Source organism: Bradyrhizobium sp. HKCCYLRH1030 (assembly GCF_051168395.1).
Taxonomy (GTDB): Bacteria; Pseudomonadota; Alphaproteobacteria; order Rhizobiales; family Xanthobacteraceae; genus Bradyrhizobium.
Genome location: NZ_JBNPUY010000010.1, coordinates 179,862 through 205,648, shown reverse-complemented (window position 1 = coordinate 205,648; position 25,787 = coordinate 179,862). Strand labels below are relative to the sequence as shown.

Below are 25,787 nucleotides of genomic sequence, written 5' to 3'. Positions count from 1 at the left end.
CCCGCCCTCTTAAAGCTCGCGCGCGCATTCGCGCCGGAGGCCTCATGAAGATTGCCGTCGCCAAGGAAATCGACCCGTTGGAGCCGCGGGTCGCCGCCTCTCCCGACACGGTGAAGAAGTTCAAGGCGTTGGGTGCCGAGATCGCGGTCGAGCCCGGCGCCGGCATCAAATCCGGCCTGCCGGATTCGGAGTTCACGGCGGCGGGCGCAACCGTGAGCGCCGATGCGCTCAAGGACGCCGACATCATCATCAAGGTGAAGCGGCCGGAAGCCTCCGAGCTTGCCAACTACCGGCGTGGCGCCTTGGTGTTCGCGATCATGGATCCCTACGGCAACGATACCGCGCTCAAGGCGATGGCCGATGCCGGCATTGCCTCGTTCGCGATGGAACTGATGCCGCGCATCACCCGCGCCCAGGTGATGGACGTGCTGTCGAGCCAGGCGAACCTCGCCGGCTACCGTGCCGTGATCGAGGGCGCCGAGGCGTTCGGTCGCGCCTTCCCGATGATGATGACCGCGGCCGGCACCGTGCCGGCGACCAAGGTCTTCGTGATGGGCGTCGGCGTCGCCGGCCTGCAGGCAATCGCAACCGCGCGCCGGCTCGGCGCCATGGTCTCCGCCACCGACGTGCGCCCCGCCACCAAGGAGCAGGTGGAGAGCCTCGGCGCCAAATTCCTGGCGGTCGAGGACGAGGAGTTCAAGAACGCGCAGACGGCCGGTGGCTACGCCAAGGAGATGTCCAAGGAGTACCAGGCCAAGCAGGCGGCGCTGACGGCGGAACACATCAAGAAGCAGGACGTCATCATCACAACCGCGCTGATTCCCGGCCGTCCGGCGCCGCGCCTCGTCACCATGGAGATGGTGAAGTCGATGCGCCCGGGCTCGGTTCTGGTCGACCTCGCGGTCGAGCGTGGCGGCAATGTCGAGGGCGTCAAGCTCGGCGAGACTGTCGAGATCGACGGCGTCAAGATCATCGGCTACCCCAATCTCGCCGGCCGGGTCGCAGCGTCCGCCTCCGGCCTGTACGCCCGCAACCTGTTCTCCTTCATCGAGACGATGATCGACAAGAAGGAAAAGACACTGGCGGTCAACTGGGACGATGAGCTGGTCAAGGCCACGGCTTTGACAAAGGATGGCGCCATCGTCCACCCGAACTTCCAGCCGAAGGCCTAAGGAGCAGAGCCATGGAACATGTCGTCCAAGCCGTCGACCCCTTCGTCTTCCGGCTGTCGATCTTCGTGCTGGCGGTGTTCGTCGGCTACTTCGTGGTGTGGTCGGTGACGCCGGCCCTGCACACGCCGCTGATGTCGGTGACCAATGCGATCTCCTCGGTGATCGTGGTCGGCGCGCTGCTGGCGGTCGGCGTTCCCATGCTCTCGAGCGGCAGCGGTCTGGCGCGAGCGTTCGGCTTCGTCGCGCTGATCTTCGCCTGCGTGAACATCTTCGGCGGCTTCCTCGTCACCCAGCGCATGCTGGCGATGTACAAGAAGAAGTCCAGGTAACAACGCCGCACGACGCGGGATGACAGGCACAACGGGGCATCTGCAATGAACGCCAATCTGTCGGCACTCCTTTATCTCGTGGCAGGTGTGCTGTTCATCCTGTCTCTTCGCGGGCTGTCGAGCCCGGCCTCGAGCCGGCAAGGCAACTTCTTCGGCATGGCCGGCATGGCGATTGCGGTCGCCACCACCCTGGCCGGGCATCCGCCGGCGGATGCGATCGCCTGGGTGCTCGTCATCCTCGGCGTTGCGATCGGCGGCGGTATCGGTGCGGTGATTGCGCGCCGGGTGCCGATGACGTCGATGCCCGAGCTCGTGGCGGCGTTCCATTCGCTGGTCGGCATGGCCGCGGTGCTGGTCGCCGCCGGCGCGTTCTTCGCGCCGGAAGCCTTCGACATCGGCACGCCCGGCAACATCCATCCGCAGAGCCTGGTCGAAATGTCGCTCGGCGTCGCCATTGGCGCGCTGACCTTCACCGGCTCGGTCATCGCCTTCCTCAAGCTGTCCGCGCGGATGAGCGGTGCACCGATCATCCTGCCGGCGCGCCACATCATCAACATTGCGCTCGCGGTCGCGCTCGTTTTCTTCGTGGTCCGCCTGGTGATGACCGGCGGCGGCTTCGACTTTCTGATGGTGACGCTGCTGGCGCTGGCGCTCGGCGTGCTCATGATCATCCCGATCGGCGGCGCCGACATGCCGGTCGTGATCTCGATGCTGAACTCCTACTCGGGCTGGGCCGCGGCCGGCATTGGCTTCACGCTCGGCAATTCGGCGCTGATCATCACCGGCGCGCTGGTCGGCTCGTCCGGTGCGATCCTGTCCTACATCATGTGCCATGCGATGAACCGGTCCTTCATCTCGGTCATCCTCGGCGGCTTCGGCGGCGAGACCGCCGCGGCCGGCGGAGCGACAGGCGAGCAGAAGCCGGCCAAGCTCGGCTCGGCCGACGACGCGGCCTTCATCATGAAGAACGCCTCGAAGGTGATCATCGTCCCCGGCTACGGCATGGCGGTCGCCCAGGCGCAGCACGCGCTGCGCGAGATGGCCGACACGCTGAAGAAGGAAGGCGTCGAAGTGAAATACGCGATTCATCCGGTCGCGGGCCGCATGCCCGGCCACATGAACGTGCTGCTCGCCGAAGCCAACGTTCCCTACGACGAGGTGTTCGAGCTCGAGGACATCAACTCGGAATTTGCCCAGGCCGACGTCGCCTTCGTGATCGGCGCCAACGACGTCACCAATCCGGCGGCCGAGGAGGACAAGTCCTCGCCGATCTACGGCATGCCGGTGCTGCAAGTCTGGAAGGCCGGCACCGTGATGTTCATCAAGCGCTCGCTCGCCTCGGGCTATGCCGGCATCGACAATCCGCTGTTCTACCGCGACAACACGATGATGCTGCTCGGCGACGCCAAGAAGATGACCGAGAACATCGTCAAGGGCATGTAGCCCACGGCGTCGGGAGCCATGACGTTTCTGAAATGGCTCCTGATCGTCGTGGCGGCGGTCTACGGCATCGTGCTTGCGACCCTGTTCGTCCGCCAGCGTGCGATGCTGTTTCCCATTCCGCCGGTCGGCCGCACGGCACCGGCTGCAGCCGGGTTTCCTCAGGCTGAGGAGCATGTGCTGACCTCGGCCGATGGCGAGCGGGTCATCGTCTGGCATGTGCCGGCGAAGCCGGGCCGCAAGGTCGTTCTGTACTTCCCGGGCAATGGCGATTTTCTTGCCGGCGTGGCGTCGCGCTTCAAGGCGCTCACGGCCGACGGTACCGGTCTCGTTGCGCTTTCCTATCGCGGCTATGCGGGGTCCAGCGGCAGTCCCAGTGAGCCCGGGCTGCTGCAAGATGCCGCAGTCGCCTATGCGTTCACGACAGAGCGCTACGAGGCGGGACGGATCGTCGCCTGGGGCTTTTCCCTCGGCAGCGGTGTCGCCACCGCCATCGCGGCGGAGCACCCGATCTCCAAGTTGATCCTCGAAGCCCCTTATACGTCGACCGTGGACGTCGCCTCCGCGATGCTCAGGGTCGTCCCGGTCAGCCTGCTGATGCGCGACCGCTTCCAATCCGACCAGCGCATCGCCAATGTGCATGTGCCGCTGCTGATCATGCATGGCGAACGGGATCCGGCGATTTCGATCCGCTTCGGGGAACGATTGTTCGCACTTGCGCATGACCCCAAGCGCTTCGTACGGTTTCCCGGTGGCGGACATAACGACCTGGATCTTTTCGGTGCGACTGAGACGGCAAAGAGCTTCATCGACAATCCGTAACGTCCGTGGATCGCGGTGGCCGGCCCTGCGCGGGACCATCCTGCTCCTTGTCTTTGCGAGCCTGCCGGTGCAGGCGCATGCGGCCGGGCTGAACGGCTCCGCGATGACCTGGCCGTTCGCGCTGCCGTTCGCGGGACTGCTGTTGTCGATCGCGCTCGGGCCGCTGCTGTTTGCCAGGTTCTGGCATCATCACTACGGAAAGATCGCCGCGGCATGGGCCTTGGTGACGTTGGCGGCGTTGACCTGGAATGCAGGGCTCGGCACGGCGCTCGACGCCTTCGTCCACGCGCTGCTCGCCGAGTATCTCAGCTTCATCGTGCTGCTGTTCGCCCTCTATACGGTGGCCGGCGGCATCCTGGTGACCGGCGACATCAGAGGTACACCTGCGACAAATACGGCCATCCTGGCACTCGGCACGATCATCGCGAGCGTCGTCGGCACGACGGGCGCCGCGATGATCCTGGTGCGCCCCCTGATCCGCGCCAATCTGAGCCGGCCGCATAATGTGCATGTGCTGATCTTCTTCATCATTCTGGCCGCCAATGTCGGTGGTGCACTGAGCCCGCTCGGCGATCCACCGCTGTTCGTCGGTTTTCTGCGTGGTGTCGACTTCTTCTGGACGACGCAACATCTCTGGCTGCAGACCGCGATCGTCGCCGGATTGCTGCTCATCGTCTTTGCCGCTACCGACTGGTGGCGCTTCCGCGCGGAGAAGCTTGCGTTGCAAGCGTCCGTAACAAAGGAACCGGTGCGCATTCGCGGCCTCATCAATGTCGTTTTGATCGCCGCGATCGTTGCCAATACGCTGCTATCGGCGACCTGGAAGCCGGGCATCTCCTTCGACGTCTTCGGCACGCATGTCGAGCTTCAGAACCTCGTGCGCGATGCCGTCCTCGTGACGATCGCCGGACTGTCGCTGTGGCTGACGCCGGACGAGCACCGCGAGGCGAACGGGTTCAACTGGGAGCCGATTCGAGAGGTCGCCAAACTGTTCGCGGCGATCTTCACCGCGATCGTCCCGGTCATCGCCATGCTGAATGCGGGGCGCAGTGGCTCTTTCGGCTGGCTCTTGGATGCCGTCACGACACCCGCCGGCGCGCCGCGGGAGGTCGCCTATTTCTGGTTCACCGGGCTGATGTCGGCCTTCCTCGACAATGCCCCGACCTATCTCTTGTTCTTCGAATTGGCGGGCGGCGATCCCAAGGTGCTGATGGGCGAACTCTCGGGAACGCTGGCGGCGATCTCGATGGGCGCAGTCTACATGGGCGCGCTGACCTATATCGGAAATGCGCCGAACTTCATGGTCGCAGCGATCGCCACTGAGCGCGGCATCAAGATGCCGAGTTTCTTCGGCTACATGCTGCGGGCAGGTGCCGTCCTCATTCCGCTGTTCGTGCTGCTGACCGTGCTTCCGATCCATCCGCTGCTCAGCCCGCATTGACCTGATCGACGGCACTTTCAGAGACCGTCTAGGTTGACCCGGTCACGGCCGGACCGCGTGACGATCGCCTCGCGGTCGCGCATAGTCGGACAGAACGGATCGAAGGACGCGAATCATGAGCGTGAAGGGCGCAACGCCCGCATCATCGGTGATCTTTCCCGGCCTGGCGGTCGCGCTCGTCGCGATCGTCACGGCGACGCATTATGACTTCACGCCCTCGGCCGCCGGCGTGGTCTTCGCCGCGGTGCTGCTGGTGATTCTGTTCGGCACGGTGTTCGCGGCCGTGCACCATGCCGAGGTGATCGCGCATGAGATCGGCGAGCCGTTCGGCACGCTGCTCCTGACCCTGGCGGTGACGGTGATCGAGGTCGCGCTGATCGCCACCATCATGCTCGGCGACAAGGCTGCGCCCGCGCTGGCCCGCGACACCGTGTTCGCGGTCGTCATGATCGTGTGCAACGGCCTGGCCGGCATCTGCATCTTCATCGGCGGCCTGCGCTATCGCGAGCAGGACGTGCTGGTCTCCGGTGCCAATCTGTATCTCAGCGTACTGTTCACGATGGCAACCATCACACTGGTGCTGCCGAATTATACCTTGACGTCGCCTGGTCCGGTGTATTCTGCCGTGCAGATCGCCTTCGTCAGCGTCGTGACGATCCTGCTCTACGCGGTGTTCCTGTATACGCAGACCACCCGCCATCGGGATTATTTCGTCGGCGGCTCGGCTGGGTTCGCCGATGACGATGTCCGGCTGCCGCGTGCGAAGCTGTTGCTCAGTGTCGGGCTGCTGCTGGTTGCACTGCTCGCTGTGGTCCTGCTTGCCAAGAAGTTCTCGCTGGTGGTCGACGCCGGCGTTGCCGCAACGGGGGCGCCGCAGGCGGTCGCAGGCGTGCTGGTGGCGCTGTTGATCCTGCTGCCGGAGAGTGTCGCCGCCCTCTCGGCCGCCCGCGCCAACGACCTTCAGAAGAGCATCAATCTCGCGCTTGGCTCCTCGCTCGCCACCATAGGGCTGACCATCCCGGCAGTGGCGGTCGCCGCCCATGTGCTCGACAGGCAGCTCGTCCTCGGGCTGGACCCGCAGGGAACAGTGCTGCTGGTCCTGACCTTCGTCCTGAGCATGCTGACCTTCGGCACCGGACGGACGAACATCCTGTTCGGGCTGGTGCACATGGTGGTGTTCGCGATATTCGTGTTCCTGCTCTTCGTCCCCTGATTCAAGAGATCCCCCATGCTCAGCGCTCAGTCCGACGTCCAGGTCGATACGCCCGAAGTCCGCGTCACGGAGTGGCGGCTATTGCCCGGCAGTGCCACGGGGCGCCACGTTCATGAGATGGATTACGTGATCGTGCCGGTCACCGCGGGCGAGATGACGATCGTGGCGCCGTCCGGCGAGCGCTCGAAGGCGCAGCTCGCGGTCGGCAAATCCTATTTCCGAAAGGCCGGTGTCGAACACGATGTGCTGAACGAGACCGGTTCCGAGATCGTTTTCCTCGAAGTTGAATTGAAGCCGTAACCAATTGTTTACCGGGATGCCGCTGATTGTGGTATCTTGAGCCGGCGATCCGGAAGCTGTGGCAACACCCTCGGATTGCTGGCTCCGGTTTCAAAGGATTTCAGGAAACGACTTTTCGGCGGTCGCGTCTGCGCGGAGTGCAGTCTGCGAGCTTCGGAAGGTGTGGGATGGTCCCTTAATTGTGCCTCAAAGTTCCCGCAAATACCGCGCGGGAGTGGTCAGCATGCTGAAATATCTCACAAAGTTCGCCATGGAGATCATCCCGTCGGTGGTTGCCACCATCATCGGGGCCTACATCGTCAATCACTACATCAACACCAAGCCGGACTCGCCGCCATCGACCGTGGCGTCGGTGGCGTCGGCTGCCTACGCCAAGCTCACCGGCTCAAAGAGCGACGCTCCGAAATCCACGGGCAAGGGGACCGACCCTGCCAAGCTGGAAGCGAAGGCCGATCCCAAGTCTGACGCCAAGCCGGCGGAAACGTCGAACGAGATCTCGAGCATTCCCGCTCCCGGCATCAAGGCCAAGGGCGTGTCCGAGAAGTCGCTGGCCGACAAGGCTGCAGAGAAGGCAGTCGAAGTGAAGCCGGCCGAAACGGCGAGCCTCCCGGCCGATCCGCAGGCCTCGCGCCATCCCGCGTCGCCGCGGGAAAAGCTGATTGCGCGCGGTACTCCGGCCGAGGCCCCAGCGACCCAGCAGGAAGATCGCCGGGATGCCGCTGATCTCGCCCGCGCGGCGATCGAGCGGTTGCGCGCGAGCGAAGGTACCGGCAAGACGGCTGTCGAGAAGCCGTCGAGCGACGCACCCCGGGGCGCTGGCGAGGCGCCGCGCATCGCGACCGTCGCGCCACCGGTGTCGCCGGTCCGTCCGCTGCCGCCTCCCGTGACGGTGTCTGCGCCACCGGTCGAGCAGGGCTTTGCCTTGCCGTCGGCCTCGAGCCCGCCCTACACGGGATCATTGCAGCCGGACGGGCGCCCGACGCCTCCGGCGGAGATCCCTGTCCAGCAGTTGCGTCCGCTCGACCTGCGCGCCGACAAGACTGATCCATCGATCAAGGACCAGATGTCCAACGTGGCGCAGGACATGATGTCCGCAGCCAAATCGGTGTTCCACTCGGTGTTGCCGAAATAGCTGACCGAATCGTTCGCCGACGTGATCGAGGCGGTGGGCCCGGGCGGTCTGCCGCTTTTTCTTTGGAGTGGCGAACTCTGCAGCGATGCGAGGAGTGGCGGCGCAACCCGGATTGACCCCGGTCGCCGGATGGCAGGAGGCATGAAATCAAAGAGAGGCGCCCAAAACAAAAACGCGAGCCAAAGGCCCGCGCTTCAGACGACGTCAGATCAATCTGGCCAGATCAGCGCGGCGCGCTGGGACGGGCACCTGCACCCGGACCACGACCAGCACCACGGTCGCCGCCGGGGCCAGCGCCGAACACCGGCTTCGGCTTCATCGGCAGCAGGCCTTCACGCTGCAACTTCTTGCGGGCCAGCTTGCGCGCACGACGCACGGCTTCGGCCTTCTCGCGGGCTTTCTTCTCGGACGGCTTCTCGTAATGGCCGCGAAGCTTCATCTCGCGGAAAATGCCCTCACGCTGCATCTTCTTCTTGAGCGCCTTGAGGGCTTGATCGACATTGTTATCGCGAACGAGAACCTGCACGCGGCATCCTCTTTCTCAGTCTATCGGTTTGAAATCTGGTGAAGCCAGGGCTGGCAGATGGCCGCGCCCTTGACCTTGAGCGCGCCCGTGTATCAGAGGACATCCTCGCTGTCCACCCGCTGACGGGCTCTTGACCGCAAGTTTAACCCCGCCGGAGCGGTTTATTTCAGCCCTGCCTCGGCGGCAGTGGTGAGACCTGGGTCACATGCCCCATCTTGCGGCCCGGACGAGCGGCGCCCTTGCCGTAGAGATGCACGGTGGCGCCCGGAACCGTGAGCCACTGCTCGTAGCTGTCGATCTCGTCCCCGATCAGGTTCGTCATCGTGACGTGACCGTGGCGCAGCGGCTTGCCGAGTGGCCAACCGGCGATCGCCCGGATGTGCTGTTCGAATTGGGAAATCGAGGCGCCATCGAGGGTCCAGTGGCCGGAATTATGCACCCGCGGGGCAATTTCGTTGACCAGGACGCCTGGAGTGGGACCGTCCGACACCACGAACATCTCCACGGCCAGCACCCCGACGTAGTCGAGGGCGGTGGCGATCCGGCTGGCAATGTCCCTGGCCTCGTCGGCGAGCGCATCAGGGATACGCGCCGGCGCCCGCGACACCTTCAGGATGTGATCGCGATGCTCGTTCTCGGTCACGTCGAAGCACTCGACCTGACCGTCGGCCGCTCGGGCCGCCACGACCGAGATCTCGCGCTCGAACGGAACGAACGCTTCGAGGATGGCCGATTTGGTGCCGAGCTCGGCCCAGATCCGCTCGAGATCGTCACCCTGTTGGATCTTGATCTGACCCTTGCCGTCATAGCCAAATCGCCGCGTCTTCAGCACGGCCGGTAAGCCGATCCGGAACGCAGCTTCGCGCAAGGTGGCGACCGAGGACACATCCGCATAGGGCGCGGTGCCGATGCCCAGCGAGGTGACGAAATCCTTCTCGGTGAGGCGATCCTGGGTGGTCTCGAGCGCCGAACGCCGCGGCAGCACCGGGCGTCTGGCCGCCAGCACCATGGCCGCAGCCGAGGGGACGTTTTCGAACTCGTAGGTGACGACGTCGACATCATTGGCGAACAGCTCGAGCGCCTCGACGTCGGCATATTCGGCGCAGGTTGCGTTCAGCACGACGTCGAAGGCGGGGGAGTCCGGGTCCGGCGAGAACACCTGGCAGCGCAGCCCCAGCCGCGCCGCAGCAAGCGCCAGCATGCGGCCGAGCTGGCCGCCGCCGAGAATACCGATGGTGTCGCCGGGCTTGAGCTTCACCCGATTGGAGTCGGTCACGCCGTGCCCTCCGGACGTTCGGCGATCGCATTGGTCTGCGCCTGGCGCCAAGCCGACAGACGGCCGGCGAGCGCGGAGTCCGAGAGAGCGAGCACGCTGGCCGCCAGCAGCGCTGCGTTAATGGCGCCGGATTTGCCGATGGCGAGCGTTCCGACCGGAATTCCGGCCGGCATCTGGACGATGGAATACAGCGAATCGACTCCCGACAGCGCCTTCGACTCGACGGGAACGCCGAGCACGGGCAGTTCCGTGAGCGAGGCCGTCATGCCCGGCAGATGGGCGGCGCCGCCGGCACCGGCGATCACGACCTTGTAGCCCGCCGCCTTGGCACCCTTGGCGAAAGCATACAGCCGGTCCGGGGTGCGGTGCGCCGAGACGATCCGGGCGTCGTAGCTCACGCCCAGGGCGTCAAGCGTCTCGGCGGTATGGCGCATGGTATCCCAGTCCGACTGGCTTCCCATGATGATGGCGATCGGGGCGGTCATGACCTCAATTCTTCTCGGGAATCCATCAGCATGGGCCGGAGTATAGGATCGGTCCTGACAGCGGCAAGCCATGGCATGGAGGTCCGAATGGACTATCCTGTCTTGGTCAAGCCCGGCAAGCCCAAACGATGGCGCGGCAGGTGTCCGATGAAAAAGAAGCGCATGGCGGCCGCGTGGCGAGCCGGGAAGCGAAGAACCCGGTACCGTCATCGGCCTTCGCGGCGCGCGCGGGCTCCTGAACCCGGTTCCGTACCGGCAGGCGCGCGGCACACGATCCGACGCCTCAAGGCCGAGTTGGCGACAGCACAGGCCCGGATCGCCGAGCTGACGGCCTCCGCTGAGCGCGATTTCCTGCTCGACATCTTTAATCGTCGCGGCTTCGCCCGCGAACTCCATCGTTCCATCGCCTTCATCAAGCGCTACGACGCGACCGGTGCTCTCATCGTGCTCGACGTCGATCGGCTGAAACCGATCAATGATACGTTCGGCCATGCCGCCGGTGATGAGGTCCTGAAGGCGGTTGCGCGTGTCCTCGGCGAGCATGTCCGATCCTCCGACGTGATCGGTCGGCTCGGCGGCGACGAGTTCGGCGTGCTGCTCTGGCACCTCAGCGCGGCGGACGCACATGCCAAGGCGACGGAGCTGGAACAGGCCATCGACAGCCTGACCTTCACCTTCGGCGATCAGACCGTGCGTGCCGGCGCGTCGGCCGGGATTGCCCTTCTCGACAAGCGCGTCAACCCAGTACGTGCGTTGGAGGAAGCCGACCGTGCGATGTATATGCGCAAGGCCCAGCGGAGGTACGAGAGCCCCGCGCACGGCACGGCCCTGTCGGGCGACCAGCGGTGACGCTCGTGGGCCGTCCGCTCCGATGACAGAGCTGTGCACGGCGCTCACAACTCGCCGAGATCGTCGGGCAACTCGCCGAACTTGTGCAGCAGCCGGGCGTCGCAGAATTCCCCCAGCAAGGGATCCCCGCTGCGGCTGAAGGCAATGGCGCCGATGTTGTCCGGCAAGCGCGACATCGCTTCGGCACGACGCAGCGCTGCGGACGAGCTCTGGCATTCCTCGGCCGCGCCTGCGACCAGCATCCCAGTCTCGTCCCGTCTGAACGGCATGGCGACGTAATAGGTGATGTCAGGCATTGCACGCACCTCCCGGCCTTCGTCGAAGCTGCGAGCGAGCGCGGTGGCAATCGTCCGGAGAGCCTCGACGGCCTAGGGCTCAGGCCGCATTGTTCTGCGCATCGTCCGAAATGGTGTTGGGCATGCAGCCGCAGGAGATTGCCGCCCGCAGCTCCTGCAGCTCCAGCTCGAGATACTCGTTCGCCATGATCAGCGCCTTGATCGTGGAGCGCAGATTGCCGTCGCACATCGCGATGGCTTGGTCACAGGCCTGTTCATAGAGGCGATCCTGTGGGGAGAAGGAGGCGGGCATCACAACCATCCTTGTTGTCGTCAGGAGTTACGAGGGACTGGTCCGATTGTTCTCTTTTTGTTCTTGTTGTCAAGGCGCTTCGGCAAATCCTGCACCGCTGTTGCGTATTGCTTGTGTGCATACGGTCAGCCGTGCTGACGCTTCGCCTCAGGCGATGATGTCGGGCGTGATCTGGTCTTCGATGAAGGCGATCCGATCGCGTAGCAGAAGCTTCCGCTTCTTCAGTCGTTGCAGCCGCAACAAATCGGGGGCGGGCGATTGATGCAAAGCGTCGATCGCCGCGTCGAGATCGCGGTGCTCCTGCTGCAGGCGCGCGAGTTCGGCCTGCAGTTCGCGCTCGTCTTGGTCAGCCATGATCTATGATAGCAAAAAAGCGGAAGGAAGTGGAAAGCCTTGCGAAGGCGGGCGCAAATATTGCGCCTGCGAAGCTGATAAGCAAGTCGCACTCCTCGAGATCGGTGCAGCTGTCCCGTGAATTTCGGGTTGGCGCCGGCTTTAGATTCGTCCGGATCTGCTCACGCTTCGTTACACACGGCGCTCAAATTTGCATGTGCGGTCTTTTGGCCCCATCGACAGGTCAAGCGACTTGTGTACACTCATTAGCCCTGGTCGAATCTCAGGTTCACCTACCGAGGAGGTTTCGAATGGCCATTCAGGCGCATCTCGTTGAACTGGAGCGTAAGCATAAAGTTCTTGAAAACGAATTGCATCAAGCTCTCCTGCATCCATCGACGGACGACCTGCGAATTGTCGAACTGAAGCGACGCAAACTGATGGTGAAGGATGAGATCGAGCGCTTGAGACAGGTAACCAGCGAAACACTTCACTGACATGTGACCATCATCCGCCGTACCATCTGATCGTAAGACCGTGCGCCTGGGATGGTGACGAGTCCATCCCAGACGCAACTCCAATCAAATTAGTTGCGATATACGATGACGCGGACGCATCTGCCTGCGTTGTCTGCCGGCGCATCTATCGCGACACGCCGTTCATCGCGATATCTGGGGTCTTCAGCTCGAGGCGAGATCGCAGACGTGAGCCGCAATCGCGAGCGATGACGTCAATCCAGGCGATTCAATTCCGAACAGATTGATGAGTCCGGGCACCCCGTGATCGCGCGGGCCCTGAATGACGAAATCCTGCGACGCCACGGCCGGCGGTACGATCTTCGGCCTGATACCGGAATAGCTCGGCATCAGCGCCCCATCCGGCAGCGACGGCCAGTACTTGCGGATCGCCGGGTAGAAGCGCTCGGCGCGCGCCGGATCGACCGTATAGTCGATCCGGTCGATCCACTCGACGTCGGGGCCGAATCTGGCCTGGCCTGCCATGTCGAGCGTGAGGTGCACGCCGAGGCCGCCTGGTTCCGGCACCGGGTAGATGAGCCGGCTGAACGGTGCCCGGGCGCTGCAGCTGAAATAGTTGCCCTTGGCGAGATAGGCCGTCGGCACCAGCGACGACGGCATGCCGTCGATCAGCCGCGCCAGCTCGGGCGCGTCGAGGCCGGCGGCGTTCACCAGCAGCCGGCAGCTCAGCGTCATCGGTTGCGCGCCGCCCGCATCGACCTCGATCGATCCCCCGGTCGCCTTGGCCCGCAGCAACGGCGTGTGGAAGGCGAAGGCACCGCCGGCGTCCTCGATCTCGCCGCGCAGCGAAAGCATGAAGGCATGGCTGTCGAGGATGCCGGTGGACGGCGACAGCAGCGCAGCCTGGCAGGCCAGGGCCGGCTCCAGCGCCAGCGCTTCGGTTCCGGATAGCAGCCGCATACCTTCGACACCATTGGCTTCGGCGTGCGCGCGGATGCCCTGCAGCTTCTCGGTCTCGGCCGGATTGGTCGCAACGATCAGCTTCCCGCAATTGCGGTAGGGCACGCCATGGTCGTCGCAATAGCGGTAAAGCATGCGCTTGCCGGCCACACAGAAGCGGGCCATCAGGCTCCCGGCCTTGTAGTAGATGCCGGCGTGGATCACTTCGCTGTTGCGAGACGAAGTGACGGTTCCGATACCCTCGGCCGCCTCGAGAACGATGACCTCGCGTCCGGCCCGCGCCAATTGACGTGCGACGGCAAGTCCGACGACGCCGGCGCCAACGACGACGCAATCCACTCTATCCATGCATAGTCCTGAGACGATTGGGAGAAGTCATGTCTCGCTGCAATCCCTGGTGGGTGGAACCCCGGTCCGGAGTGCGAGGGCCCTTAGCAAACCATTCATCATAAGGCGCCATTGACCAAATTTGCTTCGTCTTTTTCGAAGTTTGCAGAACCCGTTTACCCGATCCCAATAGGTGAAGCCAGATACTGTCGCCGAATACCGCGGGTGATTGATGGCTGGCAAGAATTGGCAGGCGAGCGACCGAAACGCGTTTTCTGCGCGTGTCGTTGCGGCCTCGGTGGCCGCCATGGCAGCGTGGGCGGCTGCGCCGACCCGAGCCTGGGCCGCTTCCGCCGATTTCTCGCCCTCCGGTTACCTGGCCACCATCGAGCCGGACGTGCTCTGGAAGGTGTTGATCGCCGGCGTTGTCGTCTGCGCCTTCCTCGCGTCGGTCGTGATCTGGATCCATTCGGCCTTGCGGCGCGCCAAGCGGGCACAACTGCGGCGTAATGTTTTCATCAGCTCCGCGCTCAACAATCTGAGCCAGGGGCTGATGCTGACGGACGCCGCCAACCGCGTCGTCTTCTACAATCATCGCTTTCTCGAGATCTACGGCATGAGCCGGGCCGACATTCCGCCCGGTTGCACCGGCCGGGATCTGGTCGAGTTGCGGCGGCAGCGTGGCCTGCTCAATCTGACGGTCGAGGACTATGCTCGCCAGGCGCGGGCACCGGACGGGTGCCTGACCGAACTGCCCGACGGGCGTGTGGTGCGTGCCCAGATTTTCCGCCTTCCCACCGGAGGATCGATCGGCATCCATGAAGACTGTACGGTGCAGCACCGGCTGGAGCGCGAGCTCGCCTCGACCAAGCAGTTCCTGGAATCGGTGGTCGATCAGGTTCCCGTCTGCGTCGCCGCCAAGAACATCGAGGACGGCCGCTACATCTTCGCCAACCGGGCGTTCGAGCAGTTCGCGCAGGTGCCGCGGGATCAGATCATCGGACGGCGCCCGAGCGACCTGTTCGGCGAGGAGACCGCGGCCGACATCGCGGCGGCCGATCGCGAAGCGATGCTGGCACCTGGCACCACCTATTGCAGCGAACTCGTGGTTCAACGCGGTGACGAGAAGCGCATCCTGGACGCCCACCGGGTCGTTGCACGCAACGACAAGAACGAACCGCAATTCCTCATCGCGCTGTTCGACGATGCCACGGAGCGGCGATCGCTGAGCCGCGAGCTGGAGAACAGCAAGAAGTTCCTGGAACTGGTTGTCGACAACATTCCGGTTTCGCTCATCGTCGAGAGCGTCAGCGACGGCCGTTATCTGCTCGCCAACCGCAGCGCCGAGATCATCCTCAACCGCAAGCGCGAGGACGCCACGGGCCTGACCACCGCCGACATCTTCAATCCGCGCGAGGCCAGACTGATCACGGCGCGCGACGAAGCCGCCATCAAGAAGCGGGGCCTTCTGACCGAGGAACATCCGATCTCGACCAAGGACGGCCTGCGGCTGTTCCTGACCCGGCGGGCAACCGTGCTGGGCGAGACCGGCGAGCCGCAATATCTGATCAAGACCTATGAGGACGTCACCGACCGGCGCCAGACCGAATCGCGGATGGCGCACATGGCCTATCACGACGGCCTGACCGATCTGCCGAACCGCGCCGCGTTCCTGCAGGCCCTGAGCCAGATGATCGAGGCCTGCGCGGATACGGACGAGGAGTTCGCGGTCCTGAACGTCGATCTCAAGGGCCTGAAGGACGTCAACGACGTCTTCGGCCACGCCATCGGCGACAAGCTGTTGATCGAGGTCGCCCGTCGCGTCCATGCCGTTGCCCGGGGCGGGGTGGTCGCGCGGCTCTCCGGCGATGAGTTCGGGCTGATCATCGACGGCAAGCAACCGGAAACGGGCAGGGCGCTGGCCGAGCAATTGGCGGCGGCGATCGCGGTGGACTTCCAGATCGAGGGCAAGTCGATCCGCACCGCGCTGACGACGGGCATCTCGGTGTTCCCGCACAATGGTTCGGATCCGGCGTCGCTGCTCGCCAATGCGGGTGCCGCTCTGTTCCGCGCCAAGGCCAAATCGCGCGGCAGTATCACCTTCTACGAGCCTGAAATGGATCAGCAGATTCGCGACCGCCGCGTTTTGCATCAGGAGCTGTCTGTCGCGATCAAGCATGGCGAACTGTCGCTGTACTTCCAGCCGCAGGCCGTCTCGGGCCGCACGGTCGACGCCAGCGAGATCATCGGCTTCGAGGCGCTGGCGCGCTGGCAGCACCCGGTCCGGGGTTTCGTGCCGCCGAGCGACTTCATTCCGCTCGCGGAAGAGAGCGGCCTCATCGTCGAGATGGGCGAGTGGATCCTGCGCGAGGCCTGCCGCGAGGCGGCGTCGTGGCCGAAGCCGCTGCAGGTCGCGGTCAACCTGTCCCCGGCCCAGTTCGTCCATGGCGACCTCGTTGCGCTGGTCCACTCGATCCTGATCGAGACGGGGCTCGCGCCCGGCAGGCTCGAGCTCGAGATCACCGAGGGTGTGCTGATCGAGGATTTCGATCGCGGTGTCGCGCTGCTGCGCCGGCTGAAGGCACTCGGCGTTCGCGTCTCGATGGACGATTTCGGCAGCGGCTACTCGTCGCTGAGCTACCTGCAGGCATTCCCGTTCGACAAGATCAAGATCGACCGCGCCTTCGTCATGAACATCGGCCGCAATCCGCAATCGGCGGCGATCATTCGTGCGGTCATCGGTCTGGGTCACGGCATGAACATGTCGATCGTGGCGGAAGGCGTCGAGACGCCCGAGCAGCTTGGCTTCCTCGCCGAGCAGGGCTGCGACTCGGTTCAGGGCTATCTGCTCGGCAAGCCCCTGCCGATCAACAAATACGACGGCATTGTCGGTCGCGCTCACGACGACGACGTCGCGTCCGTTCGCAAGACGGGCTGACCAGGCACGCCGGTCAGAGGCTGTTGCGCAACAGCGCGAATTTATCCGCGCGCACGACAGCTCGGCCGCTACGAGAATCATTTCCGCCGGTCTACGATCATTCGCCCTGGCACGCTCGAAGACCTTGCGTATGGCGGACTACGATCTTGCGATCATCGGCGGCGGTCTGAACGGCGTCAGCCTGGCACGCGATGCGGCCGGCCGCGGCTTGCGCGTGATCCTGGTCGAGCAGGGCGATCTTGGCGGCGCCGCCTCGTCGGCCACGTCGCGGCTGGTGCACGGGGACCTCGCGGCGCTGGAGCGCCGCGGCTTTCTGCGCGTGCGCCGCGCGCTCGCCGAGCGCGACGTCTGGCTCACGGTCGCGCCGCATCTGGTGCGGCCGATCCGCTTTGCGATTCCGGCTCACGCCAATGAGCGGCCGCCATGGCAGCTGCGCGCAGGGCTCTGGCTCTACGATCGCCTCGCTACGCGCAACCGGCTGCCGGCCGCGTCGGTGCTCGACGTCACGCATCATCCGATCGGCGATGCCCTGAAGCGTCCGATCGGGACGGCGTTCGACTATTCCGACTGCGTGGTCGACGATTCCCGCCTGGTGGTTCTGACCGCGATGGATGCCGCCGAGCGCGGCGCAGAGATCCGCACCGGCGCCCGCTGCGTGCGAGCCGACCGTGACCATCTATGGCGGCTCGCCATCATCGACCGCGGCCATCGCCGCATCGTCACTTCGCGCGCGCTCGCCAACGCCACCGGCGCGTGGAGCGTCTCGACGGCGGAAACCGTGCTGCGTCAGCCGCCGCCGCGGGTCACCGCGCGGCAGGTCAGCCAGATCATCGTGCCGCGGCTGTTCGATGTCGAAGCGGTCTACGTGTTTCAGAATTCGGATGGAAGGCTGATCTTTGCCCAGCCCTACGAGCAAGATTTCACCCTGATCGGCACGGTGGCCCACGGCTTCAAGGGCGACCCAGCCGTGGTGGCGGTGCCGGCGGCGGACGTGGCCTATCTCTGCAAGGCGGCGAACCGCTATTTCCGCTCGGACGTCCAGCCCGCGGATGTGGTCCGGAGCGTGTCCGGCGCCAACATGATGGTGCTGCGTGCTGCCGACAGCGGGGAATTGGAAACGATCGTGAGCCTTGATGCCGGCCGCGCCAAGGAGCCCGCCAAGGCGCCGCTCCTGACCATGTGCGGCGGCGATGTCACGACAGCCCGGTACCGGGCCGAGCGGGCGGTCTCGCGGCTTGCGCGCTTCTACCCGATGTCGCCGCGCTGGACTGCGAGCGCGCCGCTTCCGGGTGGCGATTTCGCCTGGGATCGGTTCGAGGATCTCGTCGACGACGCACGGGAGCGCTGGCGCTTTCTCGGCGAAGCCGAGGCCCGGCGGCTGGTCGGCGCCTATGGCACCCGGCTGGCGGAGATCCTCGGCGGGGCGAGATACCGGGCCGATCTCGGACAGGCGTTCGGGCCGAAGCTGACGGAGGCGGAGGTCCGCTACCTCATGACGCGCGAATGGGCGCGGTTTCCCGACGACGTTCTATGGCGGCGGACCAAGCTGGGCCTGACGCTTCCCGCTGCCGAACGCGATGCGCTCGCCGCGTTCATGGCGACGGTCGCCTGTGGCCGGGGCTCGCCGCAGGCCGCTGACGCGAGCGGGGATAGTCCGGCCCGTGCGGTTGAGCTGCAATCCATGGGCGGCTAGCTTGCCGACCGGCCGGGCGTTGTGTCCGGGCAGGGTGATTTGATCAGGACATGGCTGACGACATCGCAAATCCAGCGCCCGCCGAGGAGCCGGCGGCATCACCACTGCCGGAACCGCGCCCCGATCCTCAGCCGCCGATCCTGCGGATCGAGAACGTCGTCAAGACCTTCGGCAGCTTCCGCGCCGTCGACGGCGTCTCGCTCGACATCCGAGCCGGCGAGTTCTTCGCGCTGCTCGGCCCCAGCGGCTGCGGCAAGACGACCTTGCTGCGCATGCTGGCCGGCTTCGAGACGCCGGATGAAGGGCGCATCCTGCTATCGGGCGAGGAGATCGCGCAGGTGCTGCCGCATCAGCGGCCCGTCAACATGATGTTCCAGAACTACGCGCTGTTCCCGCATCTGAACGTGCGCGACAACATCGCCTTCGGCCTGAAGCGCGCCGGCATGCCGCGCGCCGAGATCGCCACCCGCGTCGCGGAGATGGTGGCGCTGGTCCGGCTCGAAGGCCTGGAGAAGCGCAAGCCCGATCAACTGTCCGGGGGACAGAAGCAGCGCGTCGCGCTGGCACGCTCGCTGGCGCGCCGGCCGAAGGTGCTGCTGCTCGATGAGCCGATGGCGGCGCTCGACAAGAAGCTGCGCGAGAGCACGCAGTTCGAGCTGATGGAGCTGCAGCGCAAGCTCGGCATGACCTTCATCATCGTCACCCACGACCAGGAGGAGGCGATGACGGTGGCGAGCCGGATCGGGGTAATGAACGCGGGAAGGCTCGAGCAGGTCGCTGCACCGCGCCGCCTGTATGAAGAGCCCGTGTCGCGGTGGGTCGCGGAGTTCGTCGGCGACATCAACCTGTTCGAGGGCGAGGTGACCGCGCGTGAGTCGCACCGGCTCCGGATCACGACCGCCGCTGCCGGCGAGCTCGCCGCGGCGCAACCCGTCACTCCGATCAGCGAGAGCAAGGTCGCAGTCGCGATCCGTCCCGAGAAGATCCGCCTCGCGCTTCGCCGGCCGGCGGCTGATGCCGCAGCGATCAACTGTGTCGAGGGCGCCATTTCCGATGCGAGCTATCTCGGCGGCAAGACCGTGTACAAGATCAAGCTCGACGGCGGCGCTGTCCTGCACGCGTCGCAAGCCAACACGGCCCGGCTCGACGCCGACGGCTATGGGCTGAACCAGCGCGTCGTGGCCTGGTTCACGCCCGATGATTGCGTGGTGCTGGAGCGATGAGCGCGCGCCGCATCTTCTCGCGTCCGGCGCGATTTGCGGCGATCGCGCCTTACGTCTGGATGGTGCTGTTCTTCCTGGTGCCGTTCGCCTTCGTCGCCAAGATCAGCCTGTCGCAGACTGCGATCGCGCAGCCCCCCTATACGCCGGTGTTCTCGCTGGCTGATGGTTTGTCGTCGCTTCGGGATGCATTTGCGGCGCTGTCGCTCGACAATTTCCGTCTGCTGCTGTCGGACGATCTGTATCTCGCGTCCTATCTGCGCAGCGTCGTCGTCGCGGCGACGTCGACCGCGATCCTGCTCCTGATCGGCTACCCGATCGCCTATGGCATGGCGCGGCTGCCCAGGCGTTGGCAGGGCATCGCGATGATGCTGGTCATCGTCCCGTTCTGGACCTCGTTCCTGATTCGCATCTATGCCTGGGTCAACATCCTGCAGCATGACGGCCTGTTGAACCAGATCCTGCTCGCGCTGCATCTGGTGTCCGCGCCGGTGGTGTGGCTGTCGACGGACAGCGCGATGTATGTCGGGATCGTCTATTCCTATCTGCCCTTCATGATCCTGCCGCTGTTTGCGACGCTGACGAAGCTGGAGCCGGCCCTGGAAGAGGCCGCCGCCGATCTCGGCGCCTCGCCGCGCCAGACCTTCTGGCTGGTGACGTTTCCGCTGTCGCTGCCAGGTGTCGGCGCCGGCGCGCTGCTGTGCTTCATCCCGATCGTCGGCGAGTTCGTCATTCCCGATCTGCTCGCCGGCTCGAAATCGCTGATGATCGGCCAGACGCTGTGGCTTGAATTCTTCACCAACAAGGATTGGCCGGTGGCTTCGAGCATCGCCGTCGTGCTGCTCGCGGTGCTGCTGCTCCCGCTTCTGCTCTACGACCGGCTGCAACGCCGGCAGTTGGAGGAGAGCAGGTGATGGATGGCGTACAGCAAGGCACGTTCTCTCGCTCCCCTCCCCCTTGCGGAGAGGGGTTGGGGGTGGGGGTCCGCATCGGCGATCTTTGCTGGGTGCCCCTCTCCCTGACCCTCCCCCACAAGGGGGGAGGGAACGGAGAGGGTTTCACTGGGATTGAGGGAGGAGGAGATCGTGCCTAATCCCTCCCGCCTGTCGCGCTTCAACGTCGCCTCGCTGACGCTTGGGCTCGCCTTTCTTTACCTCCCGATCCTGATCCTGGTGATCTATTCGTTCAACGCCTCGCGGCTGGTCACGGTCTGGGGCGGCTGGTCGCTGCGCTGGTATCACGAGTTCTTCAACGACCGCGCGATGATCGATGCAGCCTGGATGAGCCTGCGCGTCGGCGCCACCTCGGCGACGGTGGCGACCTTGCTCGGCACCCTTGCCGCGGTGGCGCTGTCGCGCGGCCAGGGATTTCGCGGCCGCATGCTGTTCTCCGGCATGCTGTATGCGCCGCTGGTGATGCCCGAGGTGATCACCGGCCTGTCGCTGCTGCTGCTGTTCGTGGCGCTGGAGGCCGAGCGCGGCTTCTGGACGGTGACGCTCGCCCACACGACCCTCACGATGTGCTTCGTTGCGGTGATCGTACAGTCGCGGCTGGTCTCGCTCGACCGCAGCCTGGAGGAAGCCGCGATGGACCTCGGCTGCGATCCCTTGCGCGCGTTCGTGATGGTCACCTTGCCATTGATCGCCCCGGCGGTGGTCGCCGGCTGGATGCTCGCCTTCACGCTGTCGCTCGACGATCTCGTGATCGCGAGCTTCACCACCGGCCCGGGCTCGGCGACATTGCCGATCCGGATCTATTCGGAAGTACGGCTCGGGGTGAAGCCGGAGATCAACGCGATCTGCACGCTGGTGATCGGGCTGATTGCCGTGGTGATCGTCGTGGCGTCGTTAGCTTCAAAGCTGTCGAGTGATCGCGGCGAGAGCGCTGCGCCACTATAGAAGTCGTCATTGCGAGCGTAGCGAAGCAATCCAGGGCCGCGCCAGGACTCTGGATTGCTTTGCTACGCTCAAAATGACGGAGAATGCTGCGGCAGCGTCGCTCAGGCCTCGAACAGATGCAACGCGGCGGCCACAACCGTGCGGTGGATCGCGCCGCGGTCGACCGACGGCGGATCGACGCAGCACGCCGGGTCGGCGCTGCGTCCGAGCGCGGTGCTCTTCGGCAGGAACACATAGTGGCCGGCCTCGTCGGCAACGACATCAAAGGTGCTGCCGCTGAGCCGCTCATGCAGCCAGCGCGCGGATGGCAGCAGGGCGTCCCCACCGCCGACCATGATGCGTGCGGGTACGCTGATTGCGGCGACGCTCTCGTCGGAGAAGCCCTGCACCGATCGGCCCGGCGCCAGCAGCAGCGCAGCCTTGATGCGGGGATCGCGATAGGAGGCCGACATCCGCCCCCAGGAGTCGCGGAAGATCTGGCTCTTCTCCATCAGCCGCGGCAGATGATCGACGAGATCGGGAAACTCGCGCGGTCCGCGGCCCAGATTGGCGCCCGGCTCGAACGGCGAGCGGAGCATGATGGCGCCGAGCAAGGCGGTGGCGGTGACGCCGCCGAGCGAATAGCCGACGGCGTAGATGCGGTCGGGGTTGATACGGCCTTCGAAATCGGGATGAGCGGCGATGTGGTCGATCAGCAAGGACATGTCGCGCGGGCGTTCCCATGAGCAGAGGAAGCCCTCTGCCCGGTAGGGCTCAGCGTTGCTGTTGCCATGATGATTGACGGCGACCGCGACAAAGCCGCGGGACGCCAGCTCGCGCGCCAGCCATTCGAACTGCAGGCCGTTGCAGCCGGTGCCATGCGAATACACGACGAGCGGGCAAGTCCCGTTGGGACCGAGCGGCGCATCCAGCGCCGCAGGTCCCGCCTCGAACCATCCTTGCGGCCATGGGGCGACCGGAAGCGCTGCTTCGATCGCGCTATCCGCGGCCGGATACCAGGCGAACCAGTCGATGGGCCGCGGCCCGTCGTCGTCCCAGTTCGGCCGCGAAGCGTCGGCGAACCGTCCCTGACGAAATCCGACCCTCATCGCTCCGTCACGACTTCACGGCGCCGGCGGTCAGGCCGCCCACCATGTAGCGCTTGAAGGCATAATAGACCGCCGCGGGCGGCAGCGCGTAGATGAAGCCGGTGGTCATCAGGAGCTCCCACGGCGAATCGTCGGCGGCCAGGAAGTTGCCGAGCGCCACGGGCAGCGTGATATCCTTGTCGTTCGACAGCAGGAGGAACGCGTAGAGGTACTCGTTCCAGGCCAGCAGCACCGCATAGGTTCCGATCGCGACCAGCGAGGGCATCATCAGCGGCACATAGACGAGGCGGAAGATCTGCAGCGGGCTGGCGCCATCCATGACGGCGGCCTCGTCCAGCTCGACCGGCAGCTTGTCGGAGGCCTGTTTCAGCACCCAGATCGCGTAGGGCGAGGCAATCGTCACCATCGCCAGGATCAGCGACCAGTCGTTGTTGAGCAGGCCGTATTTGCCCATGGTGCGATACATCGGCACCGCGAGGAACGCCGCCGGGATGAAATAGGTGAACAGCGCGAGGTTCATCACCACCCGGCTGCCGGGCACGCGCAGGCGCGAGATGGCGTAAGCCGCGCAAGTCGCGATCACCAGGGTCAGCGCGCCGACGGCGGCGGCAATGATGACGGAGTTGCCGAACTGGATCCAGAAGTCGCGCAGGAAGTAATGCTGCTGATGGAACACGATCGAGAAATTGTGCAGCGTCGGATGGTCCGGCCACAGCTTGCCCGAGAACGCGTCCTCCTTCGGCGAGATCGCGAACAGGAACATGTGGTAGATCGGGATCATCGTCCAGATGAAGACGGGGATGCCGATCAGCAGCAGCCGGGCCTCGGTGCCGACTTCGCGCAGGGTGGGGAGCTTCATCGCGACAACCGCTTCATCATGAAATAGACTAGGGGGAGCACCAGCGGCATCGCGCAGACGATCGAGGCCATCGCGAGGCTGAGCTGATCGAGCCGGAGATAGCGGATGCCGAGTGTCGCCAACACGTGGGTGAGATCGGCCGGACCGCCGCCGGTCAGGAGATACACGCTGTTGAAGTCGCCGAGCGTCCAGATCATCGAGAGCAGCGTGCAGGTGACGTAGAGCGTCTGCATCGACGGCCAGGTGATGTAGCGGAACTTCTGCCACCAGGTGGCGCCGTCGACCTCGGCGGCCTCGAACAAATCGTGCGAAATCGCCAGCCGCCCGGTCATCAGGATCAAGGTCCAGAACGGCAGCGACTTCCAGATGTGCATGCCGATCGCCATCGACAGCGCGACCGTCGGGTCGTTCAGCCAGTTGGGGCCATCTTCGCCGGTGAACTTGAAGATCAGCTGGTTCACCACGCCCCATTCGGGATTGAGCATGAAGCGCACCGACAGGATGGTCGGGATCGAAGGCACCGCCCAGGGCAGGATGAAGATGACCGACAGCCATTTGATCCAGCCGCGCTGCTGAATGAAGAAGCCGGACAGGAACAGTGCGATCACCATCTTCAGATTGATGCCGACCACAAGGAAGATCAGCGTGTTGACGGCGGCGCGCGCGAAGATGGGGTCGTTATACAGCGCGACGTAGCTGGCCGGCTCCCGGGCGAGCCACAGGCCGTAGCCGACGGGATAGACGACGAAGGCGAGGAAGACGAGCAGATAGGGGGCAAGCATGACGATGCCCCACACCTGTGACGGTGTGAGCAGCACCGGGCGCGGCGCCTCCGCGAGTGCGGAATCGGAAGCTGAGAGCGTGATCGCCATGGTCGTTTTTCCCGGGTCGTCTCTTCCCGCCTATAAGCCATCCCGGCCGCATGCGCTGCGGCCGGGTTTTGTTGTCGTTGTCAGGATCTCGAGCTAGTGCCTCGCGAGGCGAGAGACTAGCCGGCGACCTCCTTCAGCCGCGCGATCAGCTCGTCGACGGCCTTCTCGACCGGCACCTTCTCGCTGACCACGCGGTTCATCGCCTTGGCCCAGACGTTCTCATTGTTGAGGATCGTGAACTTGTAGTTCTTGGTGAAGTCGAACGGCGTCGTGCCGCCGGTGAACTGGGTGTAAACGGCCTTGCGATGGCGGTCGGCCTGCCAGAACGGGCTCTTCTGGCCTGCGGTCGTCACCGGGAACCAGCGGCCCAGCGCGCCCTCGATGTAGGGGCCGAGGTTCTCCTCCTGCATCAGGAACTTGATGAATTCCTTGGCCTGCGCCTTGTGAGGAGCATTGGCGAAGATCAGTCCGGTCTTGACGTCGGAGCGGTACTTGATCGGCGTGCCGTCCGGCTTGTTGGGGAAGGACGCGGTGATGATGTCCTCCTCATAGGCCTTCTTGCCGGCCGCGCGCTGCTCGGGCGTCAGCGCCGGGTTGGTGGAGTCCTCGAACCACTTGGCCGCGATCGAGATCGTGAAATTGTGGGTCATCACGATCGTCTTGTTGTGGAACGCGACGTTGTTGTCCGGATCCTTCCAGGTCGTGGACGAGGGCGGCGTGCAGCCCTTGATGTAGGTGTCGGTATAATCCTTCATCGCCTTGACGAGGCCGTCGCGCACCTTGGGGTCGTCGACCAGCAGCTTGCCGTCGTCGTCTACCAGCTTGACGTTGTAGGCGTCCATAAAGGTGTAGAACGACTGGAACGAGTCGGTGGATTCCACGCCCATCGGCTGACCGACGCCATACATGCGCTGGCCGGTGGCCTTGCGGACCGCCGGCTGCACCTTGTCGCACCAGAACGTCCAGTAGTCTTCCCACTTGGTGGGGATGTCGCTCTGCTTGAAGCCGGCCTTGCTCAGCAGGTCGCCCCAGATCTGGACGTGCATGCTCTGTTGCTTCAGCGGGAAGCCGTAATAGGCCTTCTTCTTGGTGACGTTGTTGTAGAGGTAGGCGGTCTCGAGCGTGTTCGGAGCGAACGCCGACTTCATCGGCTCCAGGATGTCGGTGAGATCCTCGAGCTTGCCTTCGTAGGCCCACTTGCCCTGGGCCTGAACGTCGTAGGTGTCGGCATAGGCCACGTCGGGCACGGTGCCCGAATCGAGCGCGGCGACCGTCTTCGGAATCATGTCCTGGATCGCGTATTGCGACAGCTCGACCTTGATGCCGGTCTTGGCCTCGAACTTCTTGACGACGTTGAGCAGCGCATCGTCCTCGGACTTGTAGAAGCCCTTGCTCCACCAGATCGTGATGGTGTCCTGAGCGATGGCTGGTGCTGCAGCGCAAAAAAGCCCGGCGGCTGCGACTGCGATCGAAAGCGCACCCATTCCCCTGGATTTCACGTGTCTCTCCCTGATCCGCCGATCTTGCTTGATCGGTTGCGGCCGGACACT

26 protein-coding genes are annotated in these 25,787 nt (G+C 64.8%); 15 read left to right on the top strand and 11 right to left on the bottom strand.

Going from position 1 to position 25,787, the window contains the following annotated elements:
- The first annotated feature begins 44 nt into the window (after positions 1 to 44).
- The 8 genes from ACQR1E_RS26905 (at position 45) to ACQR1E_RS26870 (ending at position 7,849) form a co-directional block, all read left to right on the top strand.
- The gene (locus tag ACQR1E_RS26905) at positions 45 to 1,172 is read left to right on the top strand and encodes a Re/Si-specific NAD(P)(+) transhydrogenase subunit alpha (protein ID WP_315717564.1); all 1,128 of its coding nucleotides are present in this window, start codon (positions 45 to 47) and stop codon (positions 1,170 to 1,172) included.
- Positions 1,173 to 1,183: 11 nt separating this feature from the next.
- The gene (locus tag ACQR1E_RS26900; protein ID WP_315717563.1) at positions 1,184 to 1,501 is read left to right on the top strand and encodes a proton-translocating transhydrogenase family protein; all 318 of its coding nucleotides are present in this window, start codon (positions 1,184 to 1,186) and stop codon (positions 1,499 to 1,501) included.
- 45 nt (positions 1,502 to 1,546) lie between these two features.
- On the top strand, positions 1,547 to 2,944 hold the full coding sequence (locus ACQR1E_RS26895) for an NAD(P)(+) transhydrogenase (Re/Si-specific) subunit beta (protein ID WP_315717562.1): 1,398 nt from the start codon (positions 1,547 to 1,549) through the stop codon (positions 2,942 to 2,944).
- Positions 2,945 to 2,962: 18 nt separating this feature from the next.
- On the top strand, positions 2,963 to 3,763 hold the full coding sequence (locus ACQR1E_RS26890) for an alpha/beta hydrolase (RefSeq protein ID WP_434897789.1): 801 nt from the start codon (positions 2,963 to 2,965) through the stop codon (positions 3,761 to 3,763).
- Between the two features lie 103 nt (positions 3,764 to 3,866).
- Positions 3,867 to 5,204: a sodium:proton antiporter gene (locus tag ACQR1E_RS26885; protein WP_434897816.1), complete on the top strand. Its 1,338-nt coding sequence runs from the start codon at positions 3,867 to 3,869 to the stop codon at positions 5,202 to 5,204.
- A 115-nt stretch (positions 5,205 to 5,319) separates the two neighbouring features.
- A complete protein-coding gene (locus tag ACQR1E_RS26880; protein WP_315810575.1) occupies positions 5,320 to 6,417 on the top strand; it encodes a calcium:proton antiporter in 1,098 nt (365 codons plus the stop codon).
- A 15-nt stretch (positions 6,418 to 6,432) separates the two neighbouring features.
- Positions 6,433 to 6,717, top strand: a complete 285-nt coding sequence (locus ACQR1E_RS26875) for a cupin domain-containing protein (protein WP_315717559.1) — start codon at positions 6,433 to 6,435, stop codon at positions 6,715 to 6,717.
- Between the two features lie 223 nt (positions 6,718 to 6,940).
- Entirely contained in the window at positions 6,941 to 7,849 is a 909-nt protein-coding gene (locus tag ACQR1E_RS26870) for a hypothetical protein (protein WP_316166883.1), read from the top strand.
- A 223-nt stretch (positions 7,850 to 8,072) separates the two neighbouring features.
- On the opposite strand, the gene rpsU is transcribed toward ACQR1E_RS26870, so the two are convergent.
- From rpsU to purE, 3 genes are all read right to left on the bottom strand, one after another.
- Positions 8,073 to 8,375, bottom strand: coding sequence for a 30S ribosomal protein S21 (rpsU, locus tag ACQR1E_RS26865; RefSeq protein WP_315717557.1), 303 nt, complete (start codon positions 8,373 to 8,375; stop codon positions 8,073 to 8,075).
- A 166-nt stretch (positions 8,376 to 8,541) separates the two neighbouring features.
- Positions 8,542 to 9,651 carry a 5-(carboxyamino)imidazole ribonucleotide synthase gene (locus ACQR1E_RS26860; protein ID WP_315753912.1) on the bottom strand — a complete coding sequence of 370 codons (1,110 nt, stop codon included), beginning with the start codon at positions 9,649 to 9,651 and terminating at the stop codon, positions 8,542 to 8,544.
- Positions 9,648 to 10,136, bottom strand: coding sequence for a 5-(carboxyamino)imidazole ribonucleotide mutase (purE, locus tag ACQR1E_RS26855; RefSeq protein ID WP_315826706.1), 489 nt, complete (start codon positions 10,134 to 10,136; stop codon positions 9,648 to 9,650). Before purE ends, ACQR1E_RS26860 begins: the two co-directional genes overlap by 4 nt.
- A gap of 87 nt (positions 10,137 to 10,223) precedes the next feature.
- Between purE and ACQR1E_RS26850 the strand changes: the two genes are divergently transcribed.
- Entirely contained in the window at positions 10,224 to 10,985 is a 762-nt protein-coding gene (locus tag ACQR1E_RS26850; protein ID WP_315753908.1) for a GGDEF domain-containing protein, read from the top strand.
- Positions 10,986 to 11,029: 44 nt separating this feature from the next.
- Here ACQR1E_RS26850 and ACQR1E_RS26845 read toward each other — a convergent pair whose 3' ends face one another.
- The 3 genes from ACQR1E_RS26845 to ACQR1E_RS26835 all read right to left on the bottom strand — a co-directional run bounded on the left by ACQR1E_RS26845 (position 11,030) and on the right by ACQR1E_RS26835 (position 11,927).
- Positions 11,030 to 11,281 carry a hypothetical protein gene (locus tag ACQR1E_RS26845; protein WP_315717553.1) on the bottom strand — a complete coding sequence of 84 codons (252 nt, stop codon included), beginning with the start codon at positions 11,279 to 11,281 and terminating at the stop codon, positions 11,030 to 11,032.
- A gap of 79 nt (positions 11,282 to 11,360) precedes the next feature.
- A complete protein-coding gene (locus ACQR1E_RS26840) occupies positions 11,361 to 11,573 on the bottom strand; it encodes a hypothetical protein (RefSeq protein ID WP_315717552.1) in 213 nt (70 codons plus the stop codon).
- Positions 11,574 to 11,720: 147 nt separating this feature from the next.
- Complete coding sequence (locus tag ACQR1E_RS26835) at positions 11,721 to 11,927, bottom strand: YdcH family protein (protein ID WP_009028242.1); 207 nt, start codon at positions 11,925 to 11,927, stop codon at positions 11,721 to 11,723.
- 290 nt (positions 11,928 to 12,217) lie between these two features.
- Here ACQR1E_RS26835 and ACQR1E_RS26830 point away from each other — a divergent pair, with 290 nt between their 5' ends.
- A complete protein-coding gene (locus ACQR1E_RS26830) occupies positions 12,218 to 12,403 on the top strand; it encodes a YdcH family protein (protein WP_315717551.1) in 186 nt (61 codons plus the stop codon).
- Positions 12,404 to 12,586: 183 nt separating this feature from the next.
- On the opposite strand, the gene ACQR1E_RS26825 is transcribed toward ACQR1E_RS26830, so the two are convergent.
- Positions 12,587 to 13,690, bottom strand: a complete 1,104-nt coding sequence (locus tag ACQR1E_RS26825; RefSeq protein WP_315826707.1) for an NAD(P)/FAD-dependent oxidoreductase — start codon at positions 13,688 to 13,690, stop codon at positions 12,587 to 12,589.
- A gap of 211 nt (positions 13,691 to 13,901) precedes the next feature.
- Here ACQR1E_RS26825 and ACQR1E_RS26820 point away from each other — a divergent pair, with 211 nt between their 5' ends.
- The 5 genes from ACQR1E_RS26820 to ACQR1E_RS26800 all read left to right on the top strand — a co-directional run bounded on the left by ACQR1E_RS26820 (position 13,902) and on the right by ACQR1E_RS26800 (position 21,418).
- On the top strand, positions 13,902 to 16,607 hold the full coding sequence (locus ACQR1E_RS26820) for a sensor domain-containing protein (RefSeq protein WP_315826708.1): 2,706 nt from the start codon (positions 13,902 to 13,904) through the stop codon (positions 16,605 to 16,607).
- Positions 16,608 to 16,737: 130 nt separating this feature from the next.
- Positions 16,738 to 18,300, top strand: a complete 1,563-nt coding sequence (locus ACQR1E_RS26815) for a glycerol-3-phosphate dehydrogenase (protein WP_315826709.1) — start codon at positions 16,738 to 16,740, stop codon at positions 18,298 to 18,300.
- Between the two features lie 50 nt (positions 18,301 to 18,350).
- The gene (locus ACQR1E_RS26810) at positions 18,351 to 19,523 is read left to right on the top strand and encodes an ABC transporter ATP-binding protein (RefSeq protein WP_315717547.1); all 1,173 of its coding nucleotides are present in this window, start codon (positions 18,351 to 18,353) and stop codon (positions 19,521 to 19,523) included.
- Complete coding sequence (locus ACQR1E_RS26805) at positions 19,520 to 20,434, top strand: ABC transporter permease (protein ID WP_434897788.1); 915 nt, start codon at positions 19,520 to 19,522, stop codon at positions 20,432 to 20,434. Before ACQR1E_RS26810 ends, ACQR1E_RS26805 begins: the two co-directional genes overlap by 4 nt.
- A 171-nt stretch (positions 20,435 to 20,605) precedes the next feature.
- A complete protein-coding gene (locus ACQR1E_RS26800) occupies positions 20,606 to 21,418 on the top strand; it encodes an ABC transporter permease (protein WP_315753898.1) in 813 nt (270 codons plus the stop codon).
- Between the two features lie 101 nt (positions 21,419 to 21,519).
- Here ACQR1E_RS26800 and ACQR1E_RS26795 read toward each other — a convergent pair whose 3' ends face one another.
- The 4 genes from ACQR1E_RS26795 to ACQR1E_RS26780 form a co-directional block, all read right to left on the bottom strand.
- The gene (locus tag ACQR1E_RS26795; RefSeq protein ID WP_434897787.1) at positions 21,520 to 22,506 is read right to left on the bottom strand and encodes an alpha/beta hydrolase family protein; all 987 of its coding nucleotides are present in this window, start codon (positions 22,504 to 22,506) and stop codon (positions 21,520 to 21,522) included.
- Between the two features lie 7 nt (positions 22,507 to 22,513).
- Complete coding sequence (locus ACQR1E_RS26790; RefSeq protein ID WP_315717543.1) at positions 22,514 to 23,365, bottom strand: carbohydrate ABC transporter permease; 852 nt, start codon at positions 23,363 to 23,365, stop codon at positions 22,514 to 22,516.
- Entirely contained in the window at positions 23,362 to 24,237 is an 876-nt protein-coding gene (locus tag ACQR1E_RS26785; protein ID WP_315826712.1) for a carbohydrate ABC transporter permease, read from the bottom strand. Before ACQR1E_RS26785 ends, ACQR1E_RS26790 begins: the two co-directional genes overlap by 4 nt.
- 116 nt (positions 24,238 to 24,353) lie before the next feature.
- Positions 24,354 to 25,736, bottom strand: coding sequence for an ABC transporter substrate-binding protein (locus ACQR1E_RS26780; RefSeq protein ID WP_315717541.1), 1,383 nt, complete (start codon positions 25,734 to 25,736; stop codon positions 24,354 to 24,356).
- Between the last annotated feature and the right edge of the window lie 51 nt (positions 25,737 to 25,787).